General features: G+C 41.3%; 17 protein-coding genes. 9 read left to right on the forward strand and 8 right to left on the reverse strand.

What is annotated here, in order from left to right; genetic code table 11:
* Positions 1-37 precede the first annotated feature (37 nt).
* Positions 38-682 carry a hypothetical protein gene (locus GJU41_RS04155; protein WP_154318060.1) on the reverse strand — a complete coding sequence of 215 codons (645 nt, stop codon included), beginning with the start codon at positions 680-682 and terminating at the stop codon, positions 38-40.
* A 380-nt stretch (positions 683-1062) separates the two neighbouring features.
* A complete protein-coding gene (locus GJU41_RS04160; RefSeq protein WP_224771361.1) occupies positions 1063-2604 on the reverse strand; it encodes an FAD-dependent oxidoreductase in 1542 nt (513 codons plus the stop codon).
* A gap of 174 nt (positions 2605-2778) precedes the next feature.
* Here GJU41_RS04160 and GJU41_RS25155 point away from each other — a divergent pair, with 174 nt between their 5' ends.
* The gene (locus tag GJU41_RS25155; RefSeq protein WP_396653163.1) at positions 2779-2913 is read left to right on the forward strand and encodes an RAxF-45 family protein; all 135 of its coding nucleotides are present in this window, start codon (positions 2779-2781) and stop codon (positions 2911-2913) included.
* Positions 2914-3248: 335 nt separating this feature from the next.
* The gene (abc-f, locus tag GJU41_RS04165) at positions 3249-5126 is read left to right on the forward strand and encodes a ribosomal protection-like ABC-F family protein (protein WP_154318061.1); all 1878 of its coding nucleotides are present in this window, start codon (positions 3249-3251) and stop codon (positions 5124-5126) included.
* Between the two features lie 42 nt (positions 5127-5168).
* On the opposite strand, the gene GJU41_RS04170 is transcribed toward abc-f, so the two are convergent.
* The 4 genes from GJU41_RS04170 to GJU41_RS04185 form a co-directional block, all read right to left on the reverse strand.
* Positions 5169-5525 (reverse strand): hypothetical protein, encoded by a 357-nt coding sequence (locus GJU41_RS04170; RefSeq protein ID WP_070876956.1) that lies wholly within the window; start codon positions 5523-5525, stop codon positions 5169-5171.
* Positions 5526-5755: 230 nt separating this feature from the next.
* Positions 5756-6550: an ABC transporter ATP-binding protein gene (locus tag GJU41_RS04175; protein WP_154318062.1), complete on the reverse strand. Its 795-nt coding sequence runs from the start codon at positions 6548-6550 to the stop codon at positions 5756-5758.
* Positions 6543-7514: an ABC transporter permease gene (locus tag GJU41_RS04180; protein ID WP_070876958.1), complete on the reverse strand. Its 972-nt coding sequence runs from the start codon at positions 7512-7514 to the stop codon at positions 6543-6545. The genes GJU41_RS04175 and GJU41_RS04180 overlap by 8 nt, the downstream gene beginning before the upstream one ends.
* Before the next feature lie 12 nt (positions 7515-7526).
* Positions 7527-8510: an ABC transporter substrate-binding protein gene (locus tag GJU41_RS04185; protein WP_154318063.1), complete on the reverse strand. Its 984-nt coding sequence runs from the start codon at positions 8508-8510 to the stop codon at positions 7527-7529.
* A gap of 279 nt (positions 8511-8789) precedes the next feature.
* On the opposite strand from GJU41_RS04185, the gene GJU41_RS04190 reads away from it, so the two are divergent.
* Positions 8790-9170: an HTH domain-containing protein gene (locus GJU41_RS04190; protein ID WP_070876960.1), complete on the forward strand. Its 381-nt coding sequence runs from the start codon at positions 8790-8792 to the stop codon at positions 9168-9170.
* 328 nt (positions 9171-9498) lie between these two features.
* Here GJU41_RS04190 and GJU41_RS04195 read toward each other — a convergent pair whose 3' ends face one another.
* Positions 9499-13551, reverse strand: a complete 4053-nt coding sequence (locus GJU41_RS04195) for a S8 family serine peptidase (protein ID WP_154318064.1) — start codon at positions 13549-13551, stop codon at positions 9499-9501.
* 255 nt (positions 13552-13806) lie between these two features.
* On the opposite strand from GJU41_RS04195, the gene GJU41_RS04200 reads away from it, so the two are divergent.
* The 4 genes from GJU41_RS04200 to GJU41_RS04215 all read left to right on the forward strand — a co-directional run bounded on the left by GJU41_RS04200 (position 13807) and on the right by GJU41_RS04215 (position 17106).
* Positions 13807-15051, forward strand: coding sequence for a helix-turn-helix domain-containing protein (locus GJU41_RS04200; protein ID WP_170292715.1), 1245 nt, complete (start codon positions 13807-13809; stop codon positions 15049-15051).
* 228 nt (positions 15052-15279) lie between these two features.
* A complete protein-coding gene (locus tag GJU41_RS04205; protein WP_070876964.1) occupies positions 15280-15609 on the forward strand; it encodes a PadR family transcriptional regulator in 330 nt (109 codons plus the stop codon).
* Positions 15596-16156 carry an HAAS signaling domain-containing protein gene (locus GJU41_RS04210; protein ID WP_154318066.1) on the forward strand — a complete coding sequence of 187 codons (561 nt, stop codon included), beginning with the start codon at positions 15596-15598 and terminating at the stop codon, positions 16154-16156. Before GJU41_RS04205 ends, GJU41_RS04210 begins: the two co-directional genes overlap by 14 nt.
* A complete protein-coding gene (locus GJU41_RS04215; protein ID WP_154318067.1) occupies positions 16153-17106 on the forward strand; it encodes a DUF4097 family beta strand repeat-containing protein in 954 nt (317 codons plus the stop codon). The genes GJU41_RS04210 and GJU41_RS04215 overlap by 4 nt, the downstream gene beginning before the upstream one ends.
* 40 nt (positions 17107-17146) lie before the next feature.
* On the opposite strand, the gene GJU41_RS04220 is transcribed toward GJU41_RS04215, so the two are convergent.
* Entirely contained in the window at positions 17147-18094 is a 948-nt protein-coding gene (locus GJU41_RS04220; protein WP_170292716.1) for a S8 family peptidase, read from the reverse strand.
* A 142-nt stretch (positions 18095-18236) separates the two neighbouring features.
* Here GJU41_RS04220 and GJU41_RS04225 point away from each other — a divergent pair, with 142 nt between their 5' ends.
* Positions 18237-19898: a DUF2339 domain-containing protein gene (locus GJU41_RS04225; protein WP_154318068.1), complete on the forward strand. Its 1662-nt coding sequence runs from the start codon at positions 18237-18239 to the stop codon at positions 19896-19898.
* A gap of 487 nt (positions 19899-20385) precedes the next feature.
* Positions 20386-21132, forward strand: a complete 747-nt coding sequence (locus GJU41_RS04230) for a TspO/MBR family protein (protein WP_154318069.1) — start codon at positions 20386-20388, stop codon at positions 21130-21132.
* The last annotated feature ends 170 nt before the right edge of the window (positions 21133-21302 follow it).

The raw sequence follows: 21302 nt of genomic DNA on the forward strand, positions 1-21302 counted from the left end.
AGTTGCTATTTTTATGATATATTTTCAGTAAAGTCGTTTAGAGAAAAGGACGGTAAACCAGAAAATAACCTATTAAAGAGGTAACGACGATGGTTGCTATATAAATCAGCTTATTATTTGCTTTTTGATAGAAGCAACATCCTAATATTATCAAACTAAGAGAATCAAAAATGAATTGAAACAAAAAGGTATGGTTGTTATATAAATAGATACTTACACCAATTGTTTCCGCAACTAATCCGCTTACTGGCAATGCATACAAAAAGTTGCTCAGTTTGTTCTCTTTGTTCCAAAAGTAAAGTACATAACTAATAGCACTACATACTAAGGCAAAAACACTATACAGGATAAACAGATTCCATTGAAATCCCTCAATGTAAAACCTTGGAATAAGAAAGCCGAGTAGATAATTCAAAAAGTAAAAACTAAAAATCATACAGAACAGGTACAATAGAACGTTAATAGCAGCATTTTTATTTGAAGAACTATGATATACAATTAATGTCACTGTTAACATCCAAAAGCCAAATAAAGTGGCTATTGAACTGAAACTCCATAAGTCATCATTTGGGAAAAAATCCGATAATCTAGTTATAATGCCCGCAACCAATCCAAACCCAACAAAAAGCAGGTAAGATTTAAAATGAATTTGGATTTCTTTGGAATGTGCTTCCACTGTCATTCAAACTCTCCTTCGTGTTATGTAGTGAAATTACAAATATTCACATACTTCATCTATATATATTAACACCAAATTTCCATTTACTTTTTAAAAAATAAGTTCGCTTTAATATTAAGTTAACTACCTCAGATGAATTATCCAATTCGCACAAGTTTTAGCACTAATTTTAATAAGACCAATTAAATTAATGCGGTCTTGTTAATTGCTGCGTTAAAAATGATGATAATACAGATATAGCAATAAAAAGGAGATACCAATTCTAATGTGAATGGTATCTCCTATTTAAATCCTATTTGCTGTTTTCTCCCCCAACAACCGAACCTGTTAGTTTTTCCTGCCTGCTTCATTTTAAAGATTTATTGTACAGCCTATTTTTAATTCTATTCAGAGTCAGCATCAAGCACTTTCAGAGGCTTATCTGCAGGACCCTCAATCACTTCTCCGCTGTAAGAAAACCTTGAACCGTGACATGGACAATCCCACGTTCTATCGCCGCTGTTCCATTCCGTTTCGCAGCCTAAATGAGTGCAGGTCGTATCAACGAGGTGAAGGACTCCATGCTCATCTTTATAGGCACCAGCCTTTTTTCCCTTAAACATGACGGCACAGCCTTCGTTTGTTTTTAGATCTTCAGGCTTTTTGGACGGACGCTTGAGCTTGCCTGAGATTAAATGCTTGGCTACGTCCGCATTTTGTTTCAGGAACTCTTTTACACTTGGATCGGATTGAAAGCGGGAAGGTGTAAAGAGATCAAGGTAGCGGGATTCTTTTTTTACAATCAGGTCTCTCAGCATAAGAGCAGCAAAGGTTCCATTTGTCATGCCCCATTTATGAAAGCCTGTTGCTGTATACATGTTCTTGTGGCTTGAAGTAAGGTTTCCAATGTACGGCACCTTATCTAGAGTGTATAAATCCTGTGCCGACCATCTATGTGTGATGTCACTTAAGCCGAAAACTTCTTCACCAAACGTTTCAATCTTTTCATAAAGCTTATGTGTATCTTTTACTTGTCCGGCTTTATGACCTTCTCCGCCGATGATGACAAGTTTTTCTTCACCGCTCCCAGCTGAACGGAGAGACCGTTTAGGTTCATCCACACTTAAATACATGCCTCCCGGATATGGCTTCTCCGTTTTAGCACTTAGTACGTACGAACGCTCCGCATACATTCTTGCAAAATAAAATCCATTCCCATCAAAAAAAGGAAAATGCGATGCCGCAATGACGTGCTGACAGGTGATTTCAAACCCTTCATTTGTGATCAGCTTCGGTTCTTCTTCTGTTCCTTTTACATCAATAATCGCTGTGTTTTCAAAAATTTGAACACCAGACTGGGACATTTCCTGAAGCAGGGTATGTAAGTATTTCAAAGGATGAAACTGAGCTTGATGTTTTACGATCAGCGCGCCCTGGATGTCAATCTCAAGCGGAATTGAATCTGTGTATTCATAAGGAATGCCCAGAGTATCATAGGCTTCTTTTTCTTTTTGCAGTTTTTTCAGTGACTCATCTGAAACGGCATAAAGAATCGCGTCTTCATCAGAAAACCCGCAGTCGATCTTCTTTTCCTCGACCGTTTTTCGAATGAAGTCAAGACCGCTTTTATTAGCTTCGTAGTAATGCTTTGCTCCGTCAGCGCCAAAGTGCTGAATAAGTTCGTCATAAATGATGTCGTGCTGGACCGTTATTTTTGCGGTTGTATGGCCGGTTGTCCCATTTATCAATACATCCGAATCGAGCAACGCCACCGACTTTCCCTCTTTTGCAAGTAAATAGGCAGAAGTAATCCCGGTTATTCCGCCTCCGACAATCGCTACATCCACATTTAAATGCTTGGAGAGCTTCTGATAAGACGGCAGCTTGGCGGTATCTCTCCAGTAAGGCTCTGGAAACTGAGGCAATTTTGAGTTTTGATTCTTCAAATGAATCCCTCCTTTATTTAATCATTATCCTGTATTAAACTAAAGTAAACGTTACTTTTCCTCGTTTTATGGTTTCCATAAAATGCAAATAAATGTATATTAAATAATTGATTGATAATTTTGACAGTCATCGGTTATACTAGAAATAACTAAAGGAACGGAGGTGGATAAGAGATGATGAGTTTGAAAGTGTCGCACGGTGAAGAGTTGTCATACCTTTATTTATGTCGTGCAATTTTTCATGCAACTGTAATCAACGGGATACGTATGCCCTTTTTTACTAATTGCATAGGCACAATCAAACGTTAAGAAGATTCTCTTATCCATTAATCTAAAGTGATGCGGAGAGCTTACTGGCTCTCCGTTTTTTATGTCAACATTGTCTAGCTGCATCGCCTAGCTCCTCGGTCAGAGCGGCTCCGCAAAAAAGTCAAGCCGGACTTTTCTGTCGGTTCCTTATCTGCCCCTCGGATCTTAGCAAGGAGGTGCCGCTTTTCGATTGACCAGGATAAGCAGGGAACTGCTTCTTTCTGGTCTTTTTTTAGTTTTAAAAAAAGACAGAGCTCTTTTCTGCCAGATTCTTATCTGTCATGACTGCGCAAAACAGGCGATTCCGTTTTTCTAATATAAGGGAGATGTTACAAATGACAATATGTTCAGTACACCAATTAGCTAAATCATATGGAAGCCAACTTATTTTTGAAAATTTATCCTTCGAAATTAATGAAAATGAAAAAATCGGATTTGTGGGGCGAAATGGGACGGGAAAAACAACTTTGTTTAAATGTTTGTCAGGAATTGAGCAGCCTGACGCAGGAACGATTTCAATCAGAAAAGGAATGAAGGTCGGATATCTTGCCCAAATTCCGATGTTTCCTGCAGGAACAACGGTTGACGAGGTTCTGAGACAGGCGTTTGCCGAACTGCATCAACTATCGAACGAGCTTGCACAGCTGGAAAAGGAAATGTCTGATACAGAGGATCCTGTCAAATTGGAAAAAGCCATTGCACGATATGGCATTTGCCAGGAAAAGTATGAAAATCTGGGCGGGTATGAGATGGATGCTAAAATCAGCGCCGTTGCAAATGGATTGCAGCTGCAGCCGCTTCTGAACGCTGATTTTGACCACATCAGCGGCGGAGAGAAAACAAAGGTTTCCCTTGGTTTGATGCTGCTTCAGGCACCACAGATCCTATTGCTGGATGAGCCGACTAATCACCTTGATATCGCGGCTGTAGAATGGCTTGAAGGCTTTTTAAAAGAATATAAGGGGACGGTTGTTGTCATTTCCCATGACCGCACCTTTTTAGATGAAGTGGCTGTAAAAATCATCGACTTAGAAGATGGGGAGGTCACAGTCTACCATCATAATTATTCAGGTTTTATTGCGGAAAAACAGAAGAGGCTGATGGCTGAATTTCAGGCTTACCAGGATCAGCAAAAAAAGATAAAAAAAATGCGGGAAGCCATTAAAAGACTTAGAGAATGGGCTAATCAGGCAAATCCTCCGAATGAGGGGCTTCATAAACGTGCGCGGAATATGGAGCGTGCACTTGAGAGAATGGAGAAAGTAAAAAAGCCGATTTTAAACCACAGGAAAATGGATCTTCATTTTGACGGAACGGACCGGAGCGGCAAAAAAGTGCTGACCTTTGAAAATGTAACAAAAACCTTTGGAAATAGACAGGTGTTTGGAAATGTCAGTCTGCAGCTGACCTATATGGACAGGGCGGCAATTGTCGGGGAAAACGGTTCGGGCAAATCAACGCTGCTGAAGCTTGTTATGGGAGAGCATGAACCTGATGATGCAGGAGTAAGGATCGGCAGCAGTGTGAAAATCGGCTATCTCTCACAGCAGCTTTCTCTTCCAGATTCAGAGGTCACAATCATTGATTATTTCAGAGAAGATTTATCTGTGGCAGAAGATGACGCCCGTCATATTTTGGCGAAATTCTTATTTTACGGGCCAGCGGTGTTTAAAAAAATGAAAAACACGAGCGGGGGAGAGAGAATGAGGATTCAGCTTGCTAAGCTGATGCAGAAGGATCTTAATTTTCTTATTCTGGATGAACCGACCAATCATTTGGATATTGATTCAAGGGAAGTGCTCGAGGAAGCGATTGAACAATTTGAAGGCACCATCCTTGCTGTTTCCCATGACAGGTACTTTCTCAATAAACTTTTCACCAAAACATTCTGGCTGTATGACAAACAGCTGCATGCATTTGACGGGAATTACTCATGGGCCAGGGATAAGATGAGAGGTCTATTGGATGAAAAGGAAGTGCCAGTGAAAATTGCCTCAAAACCTGAACCGAAAAAATCAAACGCAGTGAAGAAGGCGGCAGCACCATCAGAAATTGAAATGCAGATTGAACAGTATGAAACCGAATTGTTCCGTCTTGAAGAACAGATGCTTTCGCTGTCCGATCTTGAGCAGCTGATGGAGCTGAACAGATTGAAGGAAGAAATAGAAAAGCAGATAGTATGGTTATATGAACAGCTTGAAGCGATCAGCTGAACAAAGAAAAGGTCCATTGCCTGGGAGCAATGGACCTTTTGCTTATTTGAAATTTTCCACTTCATCCGGGTTGTTGGAATGATTGTCTTTTAATATGCCGTTCTCTTCAATATGGCGTCTTGCCTCTGCGTCTCCAAGCATGTAGATCATGGCATAAATTTTTCTCATGGAATCATCATACTCTTTATTTTCTGCGTCATGGTGATATTCGCGAAATGGAACTTGTGCGCGCTGAAACGTTTGAAAATCCGCAGCGCTGTTATCGCTGTAATACGATTTCAATTCATTCAGCTCGGATTGATTGGCAAAAATTTTAAAGCTTGGACTGGATTCTGCCGGGTTTTCAAGGATTTCTCCGCTCGCAATATCAACAAAATAGGTGCGTTTTTCTTGTTCCATCTTCGTCCATCTCCTTTAGTGTGTTTAGTAAGCATTTACCACTAAAGGAAGAAAGCTAATCCTGAAATTTTCTAGAATGATAGGAAAGGATAAGGTGATGAGAGGTAGGTTCCCGCTTTTCGTGGTGTCTAGCTCCACCTCCTAATCCCTCAGCCATAACAAATTCCCCCTAAAAATCTTTAGGGGGAATAGTTCTTTGTCTTTCGGTGCTGAGGAGCAGGTTCCGCTTTCTAGCTCAGCATCACTTTATCAGAAAGTGATCCATTTCCTTTAATTTTCTTAAACTCATTTAAGAGTGCTGTTACGGTCAGTTTTTTCTTCTGTTCGCCTTCTGCTTCAAAGATGATGCGGCCGCCGTCCATCATGATCAGGCGATTGCCAAGATCAACTGCCTGCTGCATATTGTGAGTAATCATCAAGGTAGTCAGACTGCCGTTTGTAACCAGCTTTTTTGTAAGCTGTGTGATCAATTCGGCACGTGCCGGATCAAGGGCAGCTGTATGTTCATCCAGCAGAAGGATATCAGGATCAGTAAACGTCGCCATCAGCAGGGAAAGGGCCTGCCTTTCTCCGCCGGACAGGAGCCCCACTTTTGCGGATAGCCTGTCTTCAAGGCGCAGACTAAGGGAGGCAAGCTGTTCTTTAAAATATTCTCTCCGTTTAGCTGTAACACCGGGGCGCAATGATCGTTTTTTTACGCGGGAGTAAGCAATAGCCAGATTTTCTTCAATTGTCAAAGCGGGGGAAGTTCCGGCCATGGGATCCTGAAACACACGGCCGATATACTTCGCGCGTTTATGTTCGCGGACGAAGCTGACGTTTTTTCCGTTTATGGATACATCTCCTTCATCAGGAAACATTCTGCCTGAAATGACGTTCAAAAGAGTCGATTTTCCTGCACCATTGCTTCCGATGACAGTGACAAAGTCACCTTTGTGAAGAGAAAGAGAGAGGCCGTTTAAAGCCTTTTTTTCATCAGGCGAGCCTTCATTAAATACTTTTTGTATCTGCTTCAATTCAAGCAATTTTGACACCTCTCTTTCGATGCAGGCTTTTTTTGCGCTTTCGCTTAGCGAGCAGCTGCGGAACAACTAGCGCTGCAATGACTATGGCTGCGGTAATCATTTTCATGTCGCCTGTTTCAAGAAAATCGGCTCTGAGAGCAAGTGCAATAATCATCCTGTAGATAATCGCTCCGATAATGACCGCGAGTGTTGCCCGGATAATCGTTTTTGTCCCAACAAGAGCTTCTCCGATAATTACGGAAGCAAGACCGATTATAATCATCCCGATTCCCATGCCGACATCGCTAAATCCTGAATACTGCGCAATGAATGCTCCTGAAAAAGCGACAAGCGCATTTGATAAGCCTAGACCGATAATTTTCATCATATCTGTATTAGCTGAAAAGCTTGCGATCATCTTTTCGTTATCGCCGACTGCACGGATGGCGATGCCGACTTCTGTTTTCAGGAAATAATCCAAGACAAACTTAATGAAGACAATAAGGATCAGCATCGCGATCAATATCGACCACGTTTTTGGAATGAAGTTTTCAAGACCGATAGAAAGAAAGAATGATTGCATAAAAGAGTCAATCCCAAGTGTATTCCAGCCTTCAAGCAAAGCGGTAAAGACGGTGCTTTCTTGAAGAAGGGGGACATTTGACTGTCCCATGATCCGCAAGTTGATAGAATACAGGGCAATCATCATTAAAATACCGGCGAGCAGCGGGTTGATGTTTCCTTTCGTATGAAGGATCCCTGTCAGACAGCCTGCCGCAAATCCTGCAAGCAGGGCTGCGAGCGTTGCAATGAAAGGATTTATGCCGTTTACGATCATCGCTGCACAGACGGCAGCTCCGGTTACAAAGCTTCCGTCCACCGTTAAGTCTGGAAAATCCAGTATTCGAAATGAAAGATAAACACCGAGTGCCATAATGGCATAGATCAGTCCGGATTCAACGGACGAGAAAAGAGCAGTAAACATGATGGGTCCTCCTTAGTCGATAATCTCTGCATCTTCCCAATCTTCTTTAATTTCAACATTCATTGCTTCAGCTGCTTTTTTGCTGATTTGAAGTTTAAGTTTTTGCGGGAAATCAACCGGTATTTCGTTTGCTTCTTTATCGCCGGTTAAAATTTCGGCTGCTTTTAATCCTGCTTCATAGCCGATGTCGCTGTAATCGAATCCATAAGCGGCAAATCCTCCGCGTGCTACTGAATCAAGCTCTCCGACAAACAGAGGTATATCTTCATCGCCTGCTACAGAGATAACAGATTCTAATGCCGAAACGACCGTATTGTCAGTAATGATATAGAAGGAATCCACTTTTCCGACAAGTGCTTCAGCCGCTTGTTTGACTTCTGCAGAAGTGGAGACAGATGACTCAACGATTTCTAAATCAGTACCTTTAATCGCTTTTTTAACAAGATCGATTTGAGCTGCAGAATTTTGTTCTCCTGAATTGTAAATCATCCCAATTTTATTGCCTTCGACATTTTCATCAATAAATTTAACCGTGCTTGGAATGGCATCCGGATGAGTATCGGTTGTACCGGTGATATTTGCTCCCGGCTCTTCAAAGCTTTTAACCAGTCCAGCTCCAATTGGATCCGTTACGGATGTAAAGACGATTGGTATATCTTTTGTTGCATTCAGTGCACTTAGAGCACTTGGCGTTGAGTTCCCGAAAATAAGGTCAACGTCATCTCCGACAAAATTGCTTGCGATCGTCTGGCTGTTGTTTTGATCGCCTCCTGCAATCTGGACATCATAATCAACCTTCAGTCCTTTTTCATCAAGCGCTTTCTTAAATCCTTCCAATGCCGCATCTAGAGAAGGATGCTCTACAATTTGAGTAACTCCGACTTGATAAGTCTTTTCACTTCCTGCACTGCCCGCCGTATCTTTGCTTCCGCATCCCGCTGAGATTAACATTGCTGAGATTGCAGCACTCATGCCAAGCTTTGTTTTCCAGTTCATTGTAATGCCCCCCATTATTGATTGTGCTTTTACGCTTTTATGCTTTTATTCATTAAATTATAACTCAACTTTACATTTCTTCAATCATTAATTTCAGATTTTACTGAAATTTCTGCGCTTTTTAGGTCGTTGGCTACAAATAACGTTTTTATTTCTCCTAAAAACTCACAAATTTATAACAAAACAATGAAAACTATATTACAAAACGATGATATGAAACATTCGCACTAAGACAATATGTATACTTATTTGTAACAGATTGGATTAGGTGGCAGGTATATGAACATAAATGACAGAGCATTAGTAAATCTATCAAGAATCTATTCAAAACTATTAGGCTATTTGCTTGTCAAACGAGATGCGGATGGTAATGTAAACTATCAAATCAGCGAACTTTCAGATGAACTTGGCGTTTCAAGGCGCTCCGCTATGCAAAAGCTCGATCAGCTCGAGCAGTTCGGGGCTATTAAGACTAAAAAGAACGGAGTATGCAGGATTATCAGCACCCGCATTGAAAAAACGCCGATCAGCCTTTGCTATCAGGCGCTTGCTGCTCTCAAAAAAAGTCCTGCGCTCGCCGAAAATCCTGCAAAGCTTGCTGATGAAATGAACGTGGAAGAAAAGGATGCAGAGATGATTTTGCAGCTGTTAACGAAATAGATCAATGAGAATCCCTAGGGAAGCCTGGGGGTTTTTTTATGTTTGCAGGAATTTTGGAATGCTAAACTGGAGGAGCTGTATATGGGAAGGTATATAAGTATTTTCCTTCTGACTTTAATGGCAAGCAACTTATTTTTTTGCTTTCGGTTCTGGATTTATAGACAGGGGAGATCCTGCTGAAGGCGCTATTTTTACATTTGGCACTTTGATTATAGTGCTTCTTTCTTTTCTGATCACGCAGGTCTATTATTTGACGGGATTGATAAAAAAGAAAAGGTCAAGCATGCAAAAAAACGCTTAGGACGTTCCTAAGCGTTTTCATGTATTCTTAATTTACCCCAAGTTCTTTCAGAATGGATTCAAGTGTTTTGCCATCTTTTGTTTTCGTTGGTGCTGGAGCGTTTTCGACATCACTGTTTTGAAGAAAGTAATTCTTTTTAACATAGCTGATGTCTTTTGAATCTACTGTTCCGTTGAAATCAATATCTGCTGCGCGGTTATTTGTGTTCCATGCTTCCTGAATGGCAATGGCATCAAGTACATCAATCACGTTATCCTGGTTCACATCGCCCGCAGTCAGTTCTGAGTGTACAGAAGTAGATTTTCCGTAAAGAACTCCTTTGTATTCAAAACCGATCGATTCTTTGCTTACAGTCATAAAGTGTCCAGGAACCTTTACTTCAAATGTATATGGATCTTTGCTTAATGGAAGTTTTTCCATTGTGAAACGTGCGTTGCCATCGAATAAGTTTGATGCATCAAAAACGTCTCCTGATGAATTGGTCAATTTGACAGAAGCGCCGACTTTTGACCAGTCTCTGTTCCCGGTAAAACCGCCTGATCCGTTGTCAACATAATATCCTTCTGGAGAAAGATATCCCTGAACACGATTAAAAGAAGGTTTTAAATTGAAACGGCTGCCGCCATGCAATAATTCTGCCGTTTTATTATCAGCATCAATGATTTTTGCGGTCGGATCAATGTAGCCGATCGGATAAAAGATCTCATCCTGAACTTTTACTTTTACATCTACAATGGATTTTTGATCAAATTTCATTTCATCATTGAAGGTTACTTTAATTTGATCGCCGCTGACATCTAATGTTGCTTTTCCAGATAATTCATCTGTTAAGTTTGCCTCAAGAAGATTCACATGCTTAATTGTATTCTTCTTCCCAAATGTCCAAACGGCTTCTTTCACACCTTCAAGGTTATCAAGGACAAGGGAAGCTGTTAAGATGTCTCCTGACCGGGCAACCTCGGTTTTGTGTTTGGCATAGGTATTTGGAGTACCTTCCTTCACGAAGAAATACTCTTTCCATTTCGCCTGGTTTCCGGCTTTGTCATAGCCAATGACATTAAATGAAAGGGATTTTGCATTTTCGTCCATGGCAACTTCGTCCACAAGCTTTCCTTTAGAATCCATATAAACAGGACCGTGAGGAAAAGGGAAGCCGTATGTGTACACCATAAAGTTCGACGATTGATCCATGTCTAAGCCTGCATTTTGCATGTTTTGCACATTTTTATCTGTAATCTCAAGTTCAAAAGGATACGTTGCCTGTCCTGGTTGATATTCAATGAAAGGTGAATCACCGTCTAGAGAGCTTTTGACTGATGGCGCATCAATATCGATGAACAGATCATGATCAATGGTTTTCGATTTGCCTGATGGCAGGGTATAGACGAATTTCATTTTATAGTGACCAGGCTGAGCAATGGAAGACTCTTCTGATACCGGCTGTTTCTTATCGCCGGTAAAAGCATAATACGTGCCATTGAATGCATTTAAAAAGTAAGATGTATCATCGAGCGCTGCTGTCATATCAAGTGTTCCAATCAATCCCAAATCAGTTCCCGTTTTTGCATCCTGTAAAATAACATCCATTGAATCGATAGGAGAGCTTGTACTGAACTGGACCATTGCGGTTGAAATCCGGTAGCCATCATAGGCGTGATTGAAAAACGGCGTTGTAATGGATGGAGTCAGCAAATCAAGATTGTTAAACCCTTCTTCCGATTTTTTTACACTGAACGGTACACGATACGCTTCATTTTTGTCGTTCTTATTTGTAAGAAGAAGGTAGCCTTCATAAATGCCTCCTTTCGCTGTTTTAGGCATCTTCAGCGTAATGTTGACTTTTTTCTTTTTAGTAACAGAGATCTCTTTGTCTACATGGACGGTTACACCGTTTTCTTTAAGACTATTCGTTTTAGCCTGAACGTTTTCTGTCATTTGAACGTCAAATGTCTTTTTCTTTTCGCTGCTAAGTGTGATGTCCAGGCTCTTCTTTACACGAACCGATTCGCCTTCCATCACGACTTGATTATCAAAGCTCAGACCGCCAGTTTGATTCTTAATCGTTACTAAATCTTCTCCTTCAGGAAGAAGTGTTTCATCATTTACCTGAATTTTAATCTGACCGTGCAGGGCCTGGTATGGATCAATTCTTCCGGCGCCAACTTCAAATACGCTGTAGTTTTCAGAGAGCGGATCAGCAGAATTCATTAAGATGGTCTTAATTTCAGCCGGCTCTAAATCCGGGTTTTCCCCTAAAAGAAGCGCTGCAGCTCCTGCAGTAAACGGTGACGCCATGGACGTTCCCGAAAGTCTTGCATAGGCGTATTTGTACTCTCCCGGATTATCTTTATAAGCAGGGTAGGTTGAGAGCACGCTCACTCCAGGAGCCACTATTTCAGGTTTCATTTCATAGTTTTTCGTAACTGGGCCTCTGGAGCTGAAGTCTGCCAGCATATCGCCTTTTGTAAAAGTTTCTTTTAAATTAGTGAACGTATAGGCCGTGTTTCCGGCTGTGATTGCTGCTTTAAGTTTTTCTCCATCTGCTTTTGTCATGGAAAAAGCCGGTACGAAATCTGTTGATTCTCCCAGGTTAAAGCCAACATGGTCATCAGCATTGTTGTACATAATGACAGCTTTTGCGCCATTTAGTTTCGCCAGTTTCACTTTGTCATTCAAAGTGGCTCCGCCGCGCTGTACAAATGCAATTTTCCCCTGAACATTCTTATTCTTGTAATCTTGTGCACCTCCAAGCCCCACATCCGCTAACTCAAGAGATTCGCCTTCTAAACTCGCAAACTGATCTGCAAAACCTCTTGCCATGCTTACAATTTCAGAAGTCCATCCATCAGCCGTTTTTCCTGTGAAAAGGGTTTGAGAAACAGGGACATCGCTCGCGCCAACTGTTAAAGCAAGTGCAGCTGTCCCTGGTGAGCCAAGGGTAAAATCATTTGGACCGTTGTTGCCTGCAGATACGACCGCTGTCACACCATTAAGAACTGCATAGTTAATGGCTGTGCTTGTCGGAAAGTAAGGGTCATTTACAGGTGCACCCAAAGATAGATTGATTACATCCATGCCATCCTGTACAGCTTGATCAATGCCCGCTAGAACAGTCTCAGTTGTTCCGCTTCCGTATGGACCCAGCACCCGGTAGGAATAGAGGTCTGAATCAGGAGCTACTCCTTTTACAGATACCTCACTGTCATTTGCATTCTGTCCGGCGATCGTTCCTGAAACATGCGTGCCATGTGATGTATAGTATGAGCTGCCGCCTTGAAATTCAGGCTGTTTGGAATTCTTCCAGTCTTCATACGTTGCTTCCATTGGATCAGCATCATTATCTACAAAATCGTACCCGCCTTTGTAGGCATCTTTTAAATCAGGATGATTGTAATCAATCCCTGTATCAAGAACTCCAACTTTGATGCCTTCTCCTGTGATGCCTTCGTCATGAAGCTTATCAACCTTTAAGAATGGAAGACTTTCTACTGAAGTCGTAATCTCTCTTTCCACGTCTTGAGGAAGATTTTTTTGTATAGGATCAACCGTATACGTTTGATCTTTGAAAACAGCTTTCACTGCCGCTGATTTTGTCAGGTCCTCCACTTGACTTGCAGGAAGCTTCATGGCGACTCCGTTGAACGCCGTTTTATAAGACCGGGTAATTTTAGGCGAAGCTTTCTTTCCATTTACAGAGGAGATATACTTCTGTACGTCCTCTTTAAATGTTTTGTGTTCTTTTTCAACCTGTGCCTGTGCGTTTTCTTTCGTCAGCTTTTTGCCTTTCACTTCGGCATCTAAGAATGCCACTTTGCTTGGCTTTGAATGGAACTGGACAATGACGGAGACTTCTTCATCCGTTAATAGTTCTGACGGCTGAAACCCCTGAAGACCGGTCTGATCGTTTAGCTCCAGCTGTTTTAAAGCCAATCTTTGCTCTGCTGTTAAAGTAGACAGAATGTCCTCCGCTTTCCATGCTTCTGCCTTAACGGGTGCAGAGTATGTGTTAAAAGGAGATGCGAGCAGTCCGGCTGAAAGGGCAAGCACGGCAACCTTTTTTCCGATGGATTTTACTTTCATAAACTTTAACCTCTTTCTGATAAAAAAATAGAAAAACGATTCTAAATAGTAGTACTATTTAAATTCTAGTATTCTTTGTTAAAGGAGGCTATGGGGGTTTTTATGTAAGTCTATTTACCTAAACGCATCTTTAATACCGCTTCAAAAGGCCTCTTTTTTGAAAAAAATCAAGAAAAAGGAGCCATCACAGCCTTTCTAATTGGGGTTATAATAGGGAGGATGATAACTGCAGCGATTGCAATTGGGGGTATCTGGATGCTAGAGGGGAAAATCATCAAATTTTACCGCGAGTTTAAGCAAATCAAACAAAAAGATTTAGGGGAAGCGATTTGTTCAGCAACTCATATTAGTAAAATAGAACGAGGACTTACTGAGGTCTCAAAAGAAACGATTCAATTGTTATCTGAGAGACTAGGGATTACTATGAAAAATGAGATTGATAACTATCATAAGATTGAAGAGCTCCTTAAGGATTGGCACGAGTCCATTATTAAAAAGGTCCAGACAAAATCTACAGGAATTAAAAAACAGCTGGATGGCATCCAGTTATTGCAGATCCAGGATTTTCACCGTACTTATACTCTTATCCTTACCAGGTATTACTTGTCAGCCTCAGACGATCTCCAGGCAAAAAAATTAATAGATGAAATGGATGCATGGACGGGATTATCACCATATGAACACAATATGCTCCTGCATATTAAAGGAATCTATTACATGAGGGTGAAGCATGATCACTTCCAGGCAATCTCTTTTCTGAAGGAAATCAGACTGGCTGATTATTTGAATCCTGAGTATTTTTACGATTTAGCTGTAGCCTATCATTCAATCCATTCCAATGTATTAGCCTACTTTTATGCCAATAAGGCCTTGCAGTACTTTATGGAGAAACGCAGTTTTTCAAGAATGATTGAATCAGAGATGCTTATGCTTATTCAGCTCGAACAATCGGATGACACAGGCTTTGATAACAGGGAATATAAACGATTAATCGACATGGCAGAAGAATACGGACTGGAGCACCAGCGTGCCCTGCTCCATCACAATTACGCATATTCACAGCTTCGAAAGGGGCAATTCAAATCTGCAGGGGAATATTATAAAAACTCCCTCAGCTTCCGGGAAGACCATGACCCCAATTTCTTGGGCTCTTTTGAAGGTTACATAAATTCTCTGACAAAAGAGGGGGAAACCACGAAAGAGGAACTGCTTTCTTTAGTTGAAAAAGGACTTCACCTATCGGAAAACGGAAAAAATCCAACCTTCTATCATTTTTTTACCCTCCATCACCTGAACATAAAAGGGAATGTTGAAGGCTATTACGAGTATTTAGAGGCAGAGGCTTATCCATACTTCAAAGAAATGGGATACGTTCTTCCAACCGAACATTACGGGTTAAAGTTATTTGATTTTTACATGGAACAAGGCAATATGGAAAAAGCAAATTCATACGCGAGAGTTCTGATGGAGAAGTTTCGGAGGAATAATCAGTTTGTGTGAGGTGTAAGGCAGGTTGGCACGATTTATATAACCTGAGAATTATCTTCTAAAGAATAAATGCCCCAGAGAAAGGACCAAGTCAGGTCCTTTATTTTTTAAAAAGTTACGTTCAGTACCTTGCATTAATCACTACTGTAGATTATGATAGGTTTATGGAAGTAAATGACATAAACAGTATATCCAACTACTATACTATATTCAGTACTAAGCACAGAAGAGGTGAACAGTTTGAATGTGCAATTTAAAAAAGGGGTGCTGGAGATTTGTGTGCTGATTCTTATTTCCAAGAAGGATCGGTACGGTTATGAGCTGGCACAAAGTATTTCAAGCAAGATTGAGGTGGCAGAGGGAACACTTTATCCCCTTCTGAGAAGGTTGACGAAAGAAGAATACTTAACAACGTATCTTGCGGAATCAACAGAAGGTCCGCCCCGGAAGTATTATTCTCTGACGGAAAAAGGGAGAAGAAACATGAATATGCTGGTTGAAGAGTGGAAGCAGTTTTCATTTTCGGTTAATCAATTGATTGAGGAGGGCACAGCGGATGAGAAACAATGAGTTTTTGGCAGCACTGGATTCTCTGCTCAGCAGAGTTCCGGAAAAGGAAAGACGTGAAATGCTGTATGATTATCAGGAGCATTTTGAGATTGGCGCAAGTGATGGACGAAGTGAAAAGGAACTGGCAGAAGAGCTTGGCGATCCGAATGTAATTGCAAGGGAGCTGCTGGCAGACTATTTCATCAGCAAGGCTGAATCAGACCAAACAGCGACAAACATGTTCAAGGCGATTTTTGCAGCAGTCAGTTTAAGTTTCTTTAACATTATTTTTATTGCAGGTCCTGTTGCAGCACTGCTTGGAACTTATTTGGCGCTTTGTGCGGCAGCCATCGTTCTTACACTTTCGCCTTTTGGCATCATGGCTTCCTCATTAATGGGATTCAGCTTTGAAAACTTTGCATTCAGTTTTTTCTTCTCGTTAACACTTGTCAGTCTGGGTCTCTTAATGAGCATCGGGATGATCTACGTCGGCAAATATTTTTACCATTTGATTCTGCGGTACATTAAATTCAATTTAAGAATGATTAAAGGAGACAGGGCAGTATGAAAAAATTAGTTTACGGCTTGCTCATATTGCTTGCGGCAGGGATAGCAGGCACAGTGGCAACAGCTGGTGCGGCCGGAGGATTTTCGTTTAATACAAAAGAAGTATTTGATGAAAAGATTATTGCAAATAAGGACATCAAAAACATTGAGATTGATTTATCTTCAGCAGATCTTACACTTCACCAAACATCAGATGAAGAGATTAAAGTGGAGTTAAATGGAAAAGTAAACAAAAAATACAGCGACCGTATTAAATTAGATGTTGATGAAAAAGGCGATACACTTGATATTGTTTTATCCGGTGAAGACAGAATGCAATTTAGCTTCGGCATCAATATTGTAGATACGAATGTTGATGTTTACTTGCCTGATCGTGTTTTTGACAGGATCAATGCGAAAACATCTTCTGGAGATATAGAATCTGCTGATATTAAGGCAAAGGAAATCCTTCTGACTTCGCAATCAGGTGATGTTGCATTGGACAGTTCTACATCTGAAGAGAATATGATTCTTAAAACCTCCAGCGGAGATATTCAGTCAATCTCCAATTCCGCATCTTCTTTTGATTTGAATTCAGAAAGCGGTGATTTGATAATTCGCGAACAGAAGGCAAAAGAGACGGTTCTGCATACGTCTTCAGGAGATATGAACGTTGTAAATACAACGGGCTCTATAAATGCAGATTCTTCGTCGGGTGATATAATCATAGAGAACAAGAAACTGACAGGAAACATTGATGCAGAGACTTCCAGCGGAGAAATCACGATTGGATTTGAAGAACAGCCAGATTCACTTGAAGTCGATTACAAAGGCGGCTCGGGTGAAGGGTCAGTAGATTTAGATGGCTTGAACTATGAAGAAAAATCGGAAGACGAAATAAAAGGGAAAATCGGTTCAGGAAAATATACGATAAAAGCACGGACCAGCTCTGGGGATTTTCAACTGAGATAAACAAAAAGCCATCACCGTAATTCAGGTGATGGCTTTCACTTTATTCTTCAATCAGCCTGTTCTCTTCAACACTTTCTCTGAGCAAATCCGGTGCAGTTAAATAAAGCAGTCCATTGCCTTCCTGCGTTTTCGGATTTCCCTGAGGGATGGTTCGCTTGATTAATTGCGCATATACTTCCGCCTCTGTAAATTTTCGGTCAAATTCTTGTTGTTCAAGCTGTTTTATTAATGCGATGGCACCCGCAACATGTGGCGTTGACATCGAGGTTCCGGTGAAAGCCGCATATTCTCCTCCCGGGATGGTTGAGACAATTTTTTCTCCAGGTGCTACGAGATCAACTTCGTTATTCGAGTTTGAGAATGGCGAAGAAGTTTTACCGAAGCCGATTGATCCGACCGAAATGACTTCGTTATAGGATCCCGGATAGGAAAACTCGGCGGTTCTGCTGTCGTTATCCCCTTCATTTCCTGCAGCGCAAACGACTGCGATTTGATTGGCAACCGCTTTTTTGACAGCTTTTCGCATCTCAGAGTGATCCGAAGGTCCGCCAAGGGACATGGAGATCACATCCACTTTTTGTTCAATGGCATATAATATCCCGTTTGTAATCCACGCATATTCTCCGCTTCCCGTTTCACCCGCGAGTACTTTTACTACAAGAATCTTTGCCTGAGGTGCAACTCCCACATACCTTGCCGCCGCAATGGTGCCTGATACATGTGTGCCGTGTCCGTGGTAATCTGTCAGACTGTTAGGGTTTCCGTTATCGTCAGTGGTAAAATTCCGTCCGCCGGCAATATTCCCCCGCAGGTCAGGATGATTCACATCACAGCCCGTATCCAGCACCGCAATCGTGATTCCTTTTCCTTTTACCCCTTGTTCCCAGAGCTTTGGAGCACGTATCATTTCTATTCCTTCAGAATTTGCTTTTACATTTTTCACAATCGGTCCGTATTTATGAGGAAGCAGGCGAACTTGTCCTTTCACTTTACCGTCTCCTTTATTCGTAATGATTAAGGTATATGATAAAAAGTGACAATAGATGATAACAAAATGGTGAAATCAAAGAACTATTCATTCCCTATTTTTTGCCATATAATGAAGCTTAGAAAGAGAGCAGAGGTGACGTATGAATTTAGAAAGAAAAATAGAAGAAATGGAAACACAAATGAGACATTTGCAGCAAGAAGTAAGTGAACTTCGAGCTGAGCTGAATAGTATAAAAGGAAAACCCGTCGCTGCGAAAACTGTCTATCAAGCTCCTGAGCCGGTATTGACGGAACAAATACCGGCTGCCGCAAAAACAAAGGCAGAACCGGTTGACTGGGAGCGGGTGATTGGACAAGTCTGGCTTCCGCGAGTATTTATTCTGGTCTTGCTGCTTGGGGTATTATGGGCGTTTAAGGCTGCATCAGATGAAGGTTTTATTACGGATACAGTGAAATGCATTCTTGGCCTTTTGAGTTCTGCTGCTCTGATTGCAGGCGGTGAACGGCAGATTAAGAAGGGAAGGGCGGCGCTTGGGCAAGTTCTGCTTGGCGGAGCGATTGTCATTTTCATCTTATCTACATTTTCGGCAAATGTATTATACGGCTTGATACCCTCAGCGCTTGCCTTTGTTTTGAATATGATTTGGGTAAGTGCCGGCATGTTTCTTTCTCACAGGCACCGTTCCCAGCCGGTAGCTGTTATAGCGGGGATTGCAGGATTTTTAGTGCCATTTTTAGTAGAAAGTGATTCAAACAATGCTCTTTTATTTGTCGCTTATGAATTTTTGTTTTATGCAGGGCTTTTGGTTTATGCAATGAAGAAAAAATACATTGTTCTATACTTTTCTTCCTTTTTCCTGCTTCACGCAGCGCTGTTTGTGTTTACTGCTTTTGCTCCTTTAGAGCACAGTACCCTGATCTTAACTGCGATTCTTTTTCAGCATGCGGGGCTTGTGATGACTTACTTTATCCAATCGCTTTATCAGCTTCAGCAAAAAACATTGGTGCTGATCAGCTTTGTCCTCACGCATTTTTGGTTTCAGGCTCTTGCAGATGAGACTGTATATCTAGGGTTTTTAGGCGCTTCTTTTGGTGTGTATGCAGCGGTTGCCGTCTGGCTTTTCTTGAAAAAAACGGAGACAGAGAAGCTGGATATATTTGCTCCGATCGCTACCTATGCTGCAGGCATCTATATAGTAGAAGTAACAGGGGAAGCCCAAATTAGTCTTTTGCTTCTGCTGCATGGACTCGTTGCGTTATATGTGGGATTCGCAGTGAAAGGGAACATTCAAAAATATATTGGTTTGATTGTCTATGTTATTGGTCTTTTAGCGAGCTGCACTAAGGTGATTTATCATGTATGGTCCTATGAAACAGCTGTTTGGATGAGTATTGTTGCATCACTGATCGCATTGAAGCTTATGCTTCGAAAATACAGACATGAATTCAAGGAAAGTGATGTCCGGTTTCTGAATACCGTCTTGTTTGCCGGACTCGTGATTACGACGTTTATTTTTGCGACCATGCTCGTTCTCGCAGCTGCTTCAAATATGTCATTTGAAATCAGAATGATGTCCGTTACAGGAATTTGGGCATTATATGCGGTCGTCTGTGTCGTTTATGGCGTCCTGAAAAACCATCGAAAGGTGCGGATTTTAGGAATCGGCCTGCTGTTTCTCACGTTATCCAAACTGGTTCTCCTAGATCTTGTTTCCCTTTCGATTGTCCTGCGGGCTATTTTGTTTATTGCACTGGGGACCGTTGGTATTGGGGTTTCACGCTTTTTTTATAAAACAAAATGAAGGAGATTTCGCAGGGATCACGAGTTCCTGCCTTTTTCTTTTTTTAGGAGGGAACTGGAAAAAGGATAAAATTCCATAAAAAATGGAAAGTATTTATTCCATACTGGCTAGTAAAAGGATCAATTCAGCAAGTAATTGTCAGGTTCTGGAAAGTAAAATAGTTTTCGGGTACAATTGCCTCCATTTAAAATACCTATTGCTAGCTGCATATTCGCGGAAACCTTGTTTCTACTCGCAAAAATCCTCTCCAGGCAGGCGGTTCCGCTTTTTGTGGTTTCCAGCTCCACCGCCTAACTCCTCGGCCAAAACGGCTCCGAAAGTATTGGCAAAAAGCGCCTTATCTGTCGGATGCTTATCTGTCTGCCTGCGCTAACCAGGCGGGTTCCGCATTTCTTGTTGATGTGCTCAAATTTTTTTATGCATCTCTTAAAAGGGTATTAAAAAAAGACAAGCAAAATAAACTAGAGGGGAAAGGGAGGAGATCATCATGAAGCGTTTTTCAGTTTTAGCCCTTATTAATGTTATTGGGTACATTCTCGTTATCGCGGTTAATTATCTGGCAAATGCGCAGCCAATCAACGGGCAGACGACCGGTGAAGTGTCAGATAGTATTCCAGTGCTGTTCACTCCGGCCGGATATGCCTTCTCGATTTGGGGATTGATTTATTTGCTGCTCGGAATCTGGGTGGTGAGGCAGTTTTTTGTGAAAGACGAGGAGCGGAAGATCATTGAAAAGATCGGCTATTGGTTTTTCATCAGCTGTCTGTTTAACAGTCTTTGGATTTTTGTTTTCCATTATGAATTGTTTAGAGCTTCACTGATTGTGATGCTTGGTCTTTTGATTTCACTGATTAGAGTATATATAAGAATTCAGTCATCACCGGATCCTAAATGGCTGATGCGTACACCATTTTCAATCTATCTTGGATGGATTTCGGTTGAAACGATCGTCAATTTCTTTATTTTCTTTTATACAAACGGCATTGAGTCGTTCCTGGGGCTGAATGAACTGGCTTGGACAATTATCGTGCTGGTGGTTGGGGCAGTCCTTGCAGTATGGTTTACGTTCAAAAATAACGACATCTATTATCCGCTCGTATTCATTTGGGCATATATTGCGATTTATGTTAATCAAGATCCAGTCGCGATTAAGAGAACTGCAGTGGTGACAGTCATAGTGATCGCCGCAGCAGTTCTTCTGAATATCATCCGCATGATTCGGAACAAGAAATAAAACGGCCGGTTTTTTCTTAACGGTTTCGATTCAGAAGTGTAAAAAAGTATACCGCAAAGTAATTTACACACCATTTAGCAGCTAAAATGGTGTGTTTTTTCGTCTTATATTTGAAGTGGGATATTGGATAATTATGTTAAAGTGGAAATGACAGTTATTGAGAAAGGAAG

Origin of the sequence: Metabacillus idriensis (genome assembly GCF_009674765.1) — a bacterium.
In the GTDB taxonomy this organism is placed as follows: domain Bacteria; phylum Bacillota; class Bacilli; order Bacillales; family Bacillaceae; genus Bacillus_P; species Bacillus_P idriensis.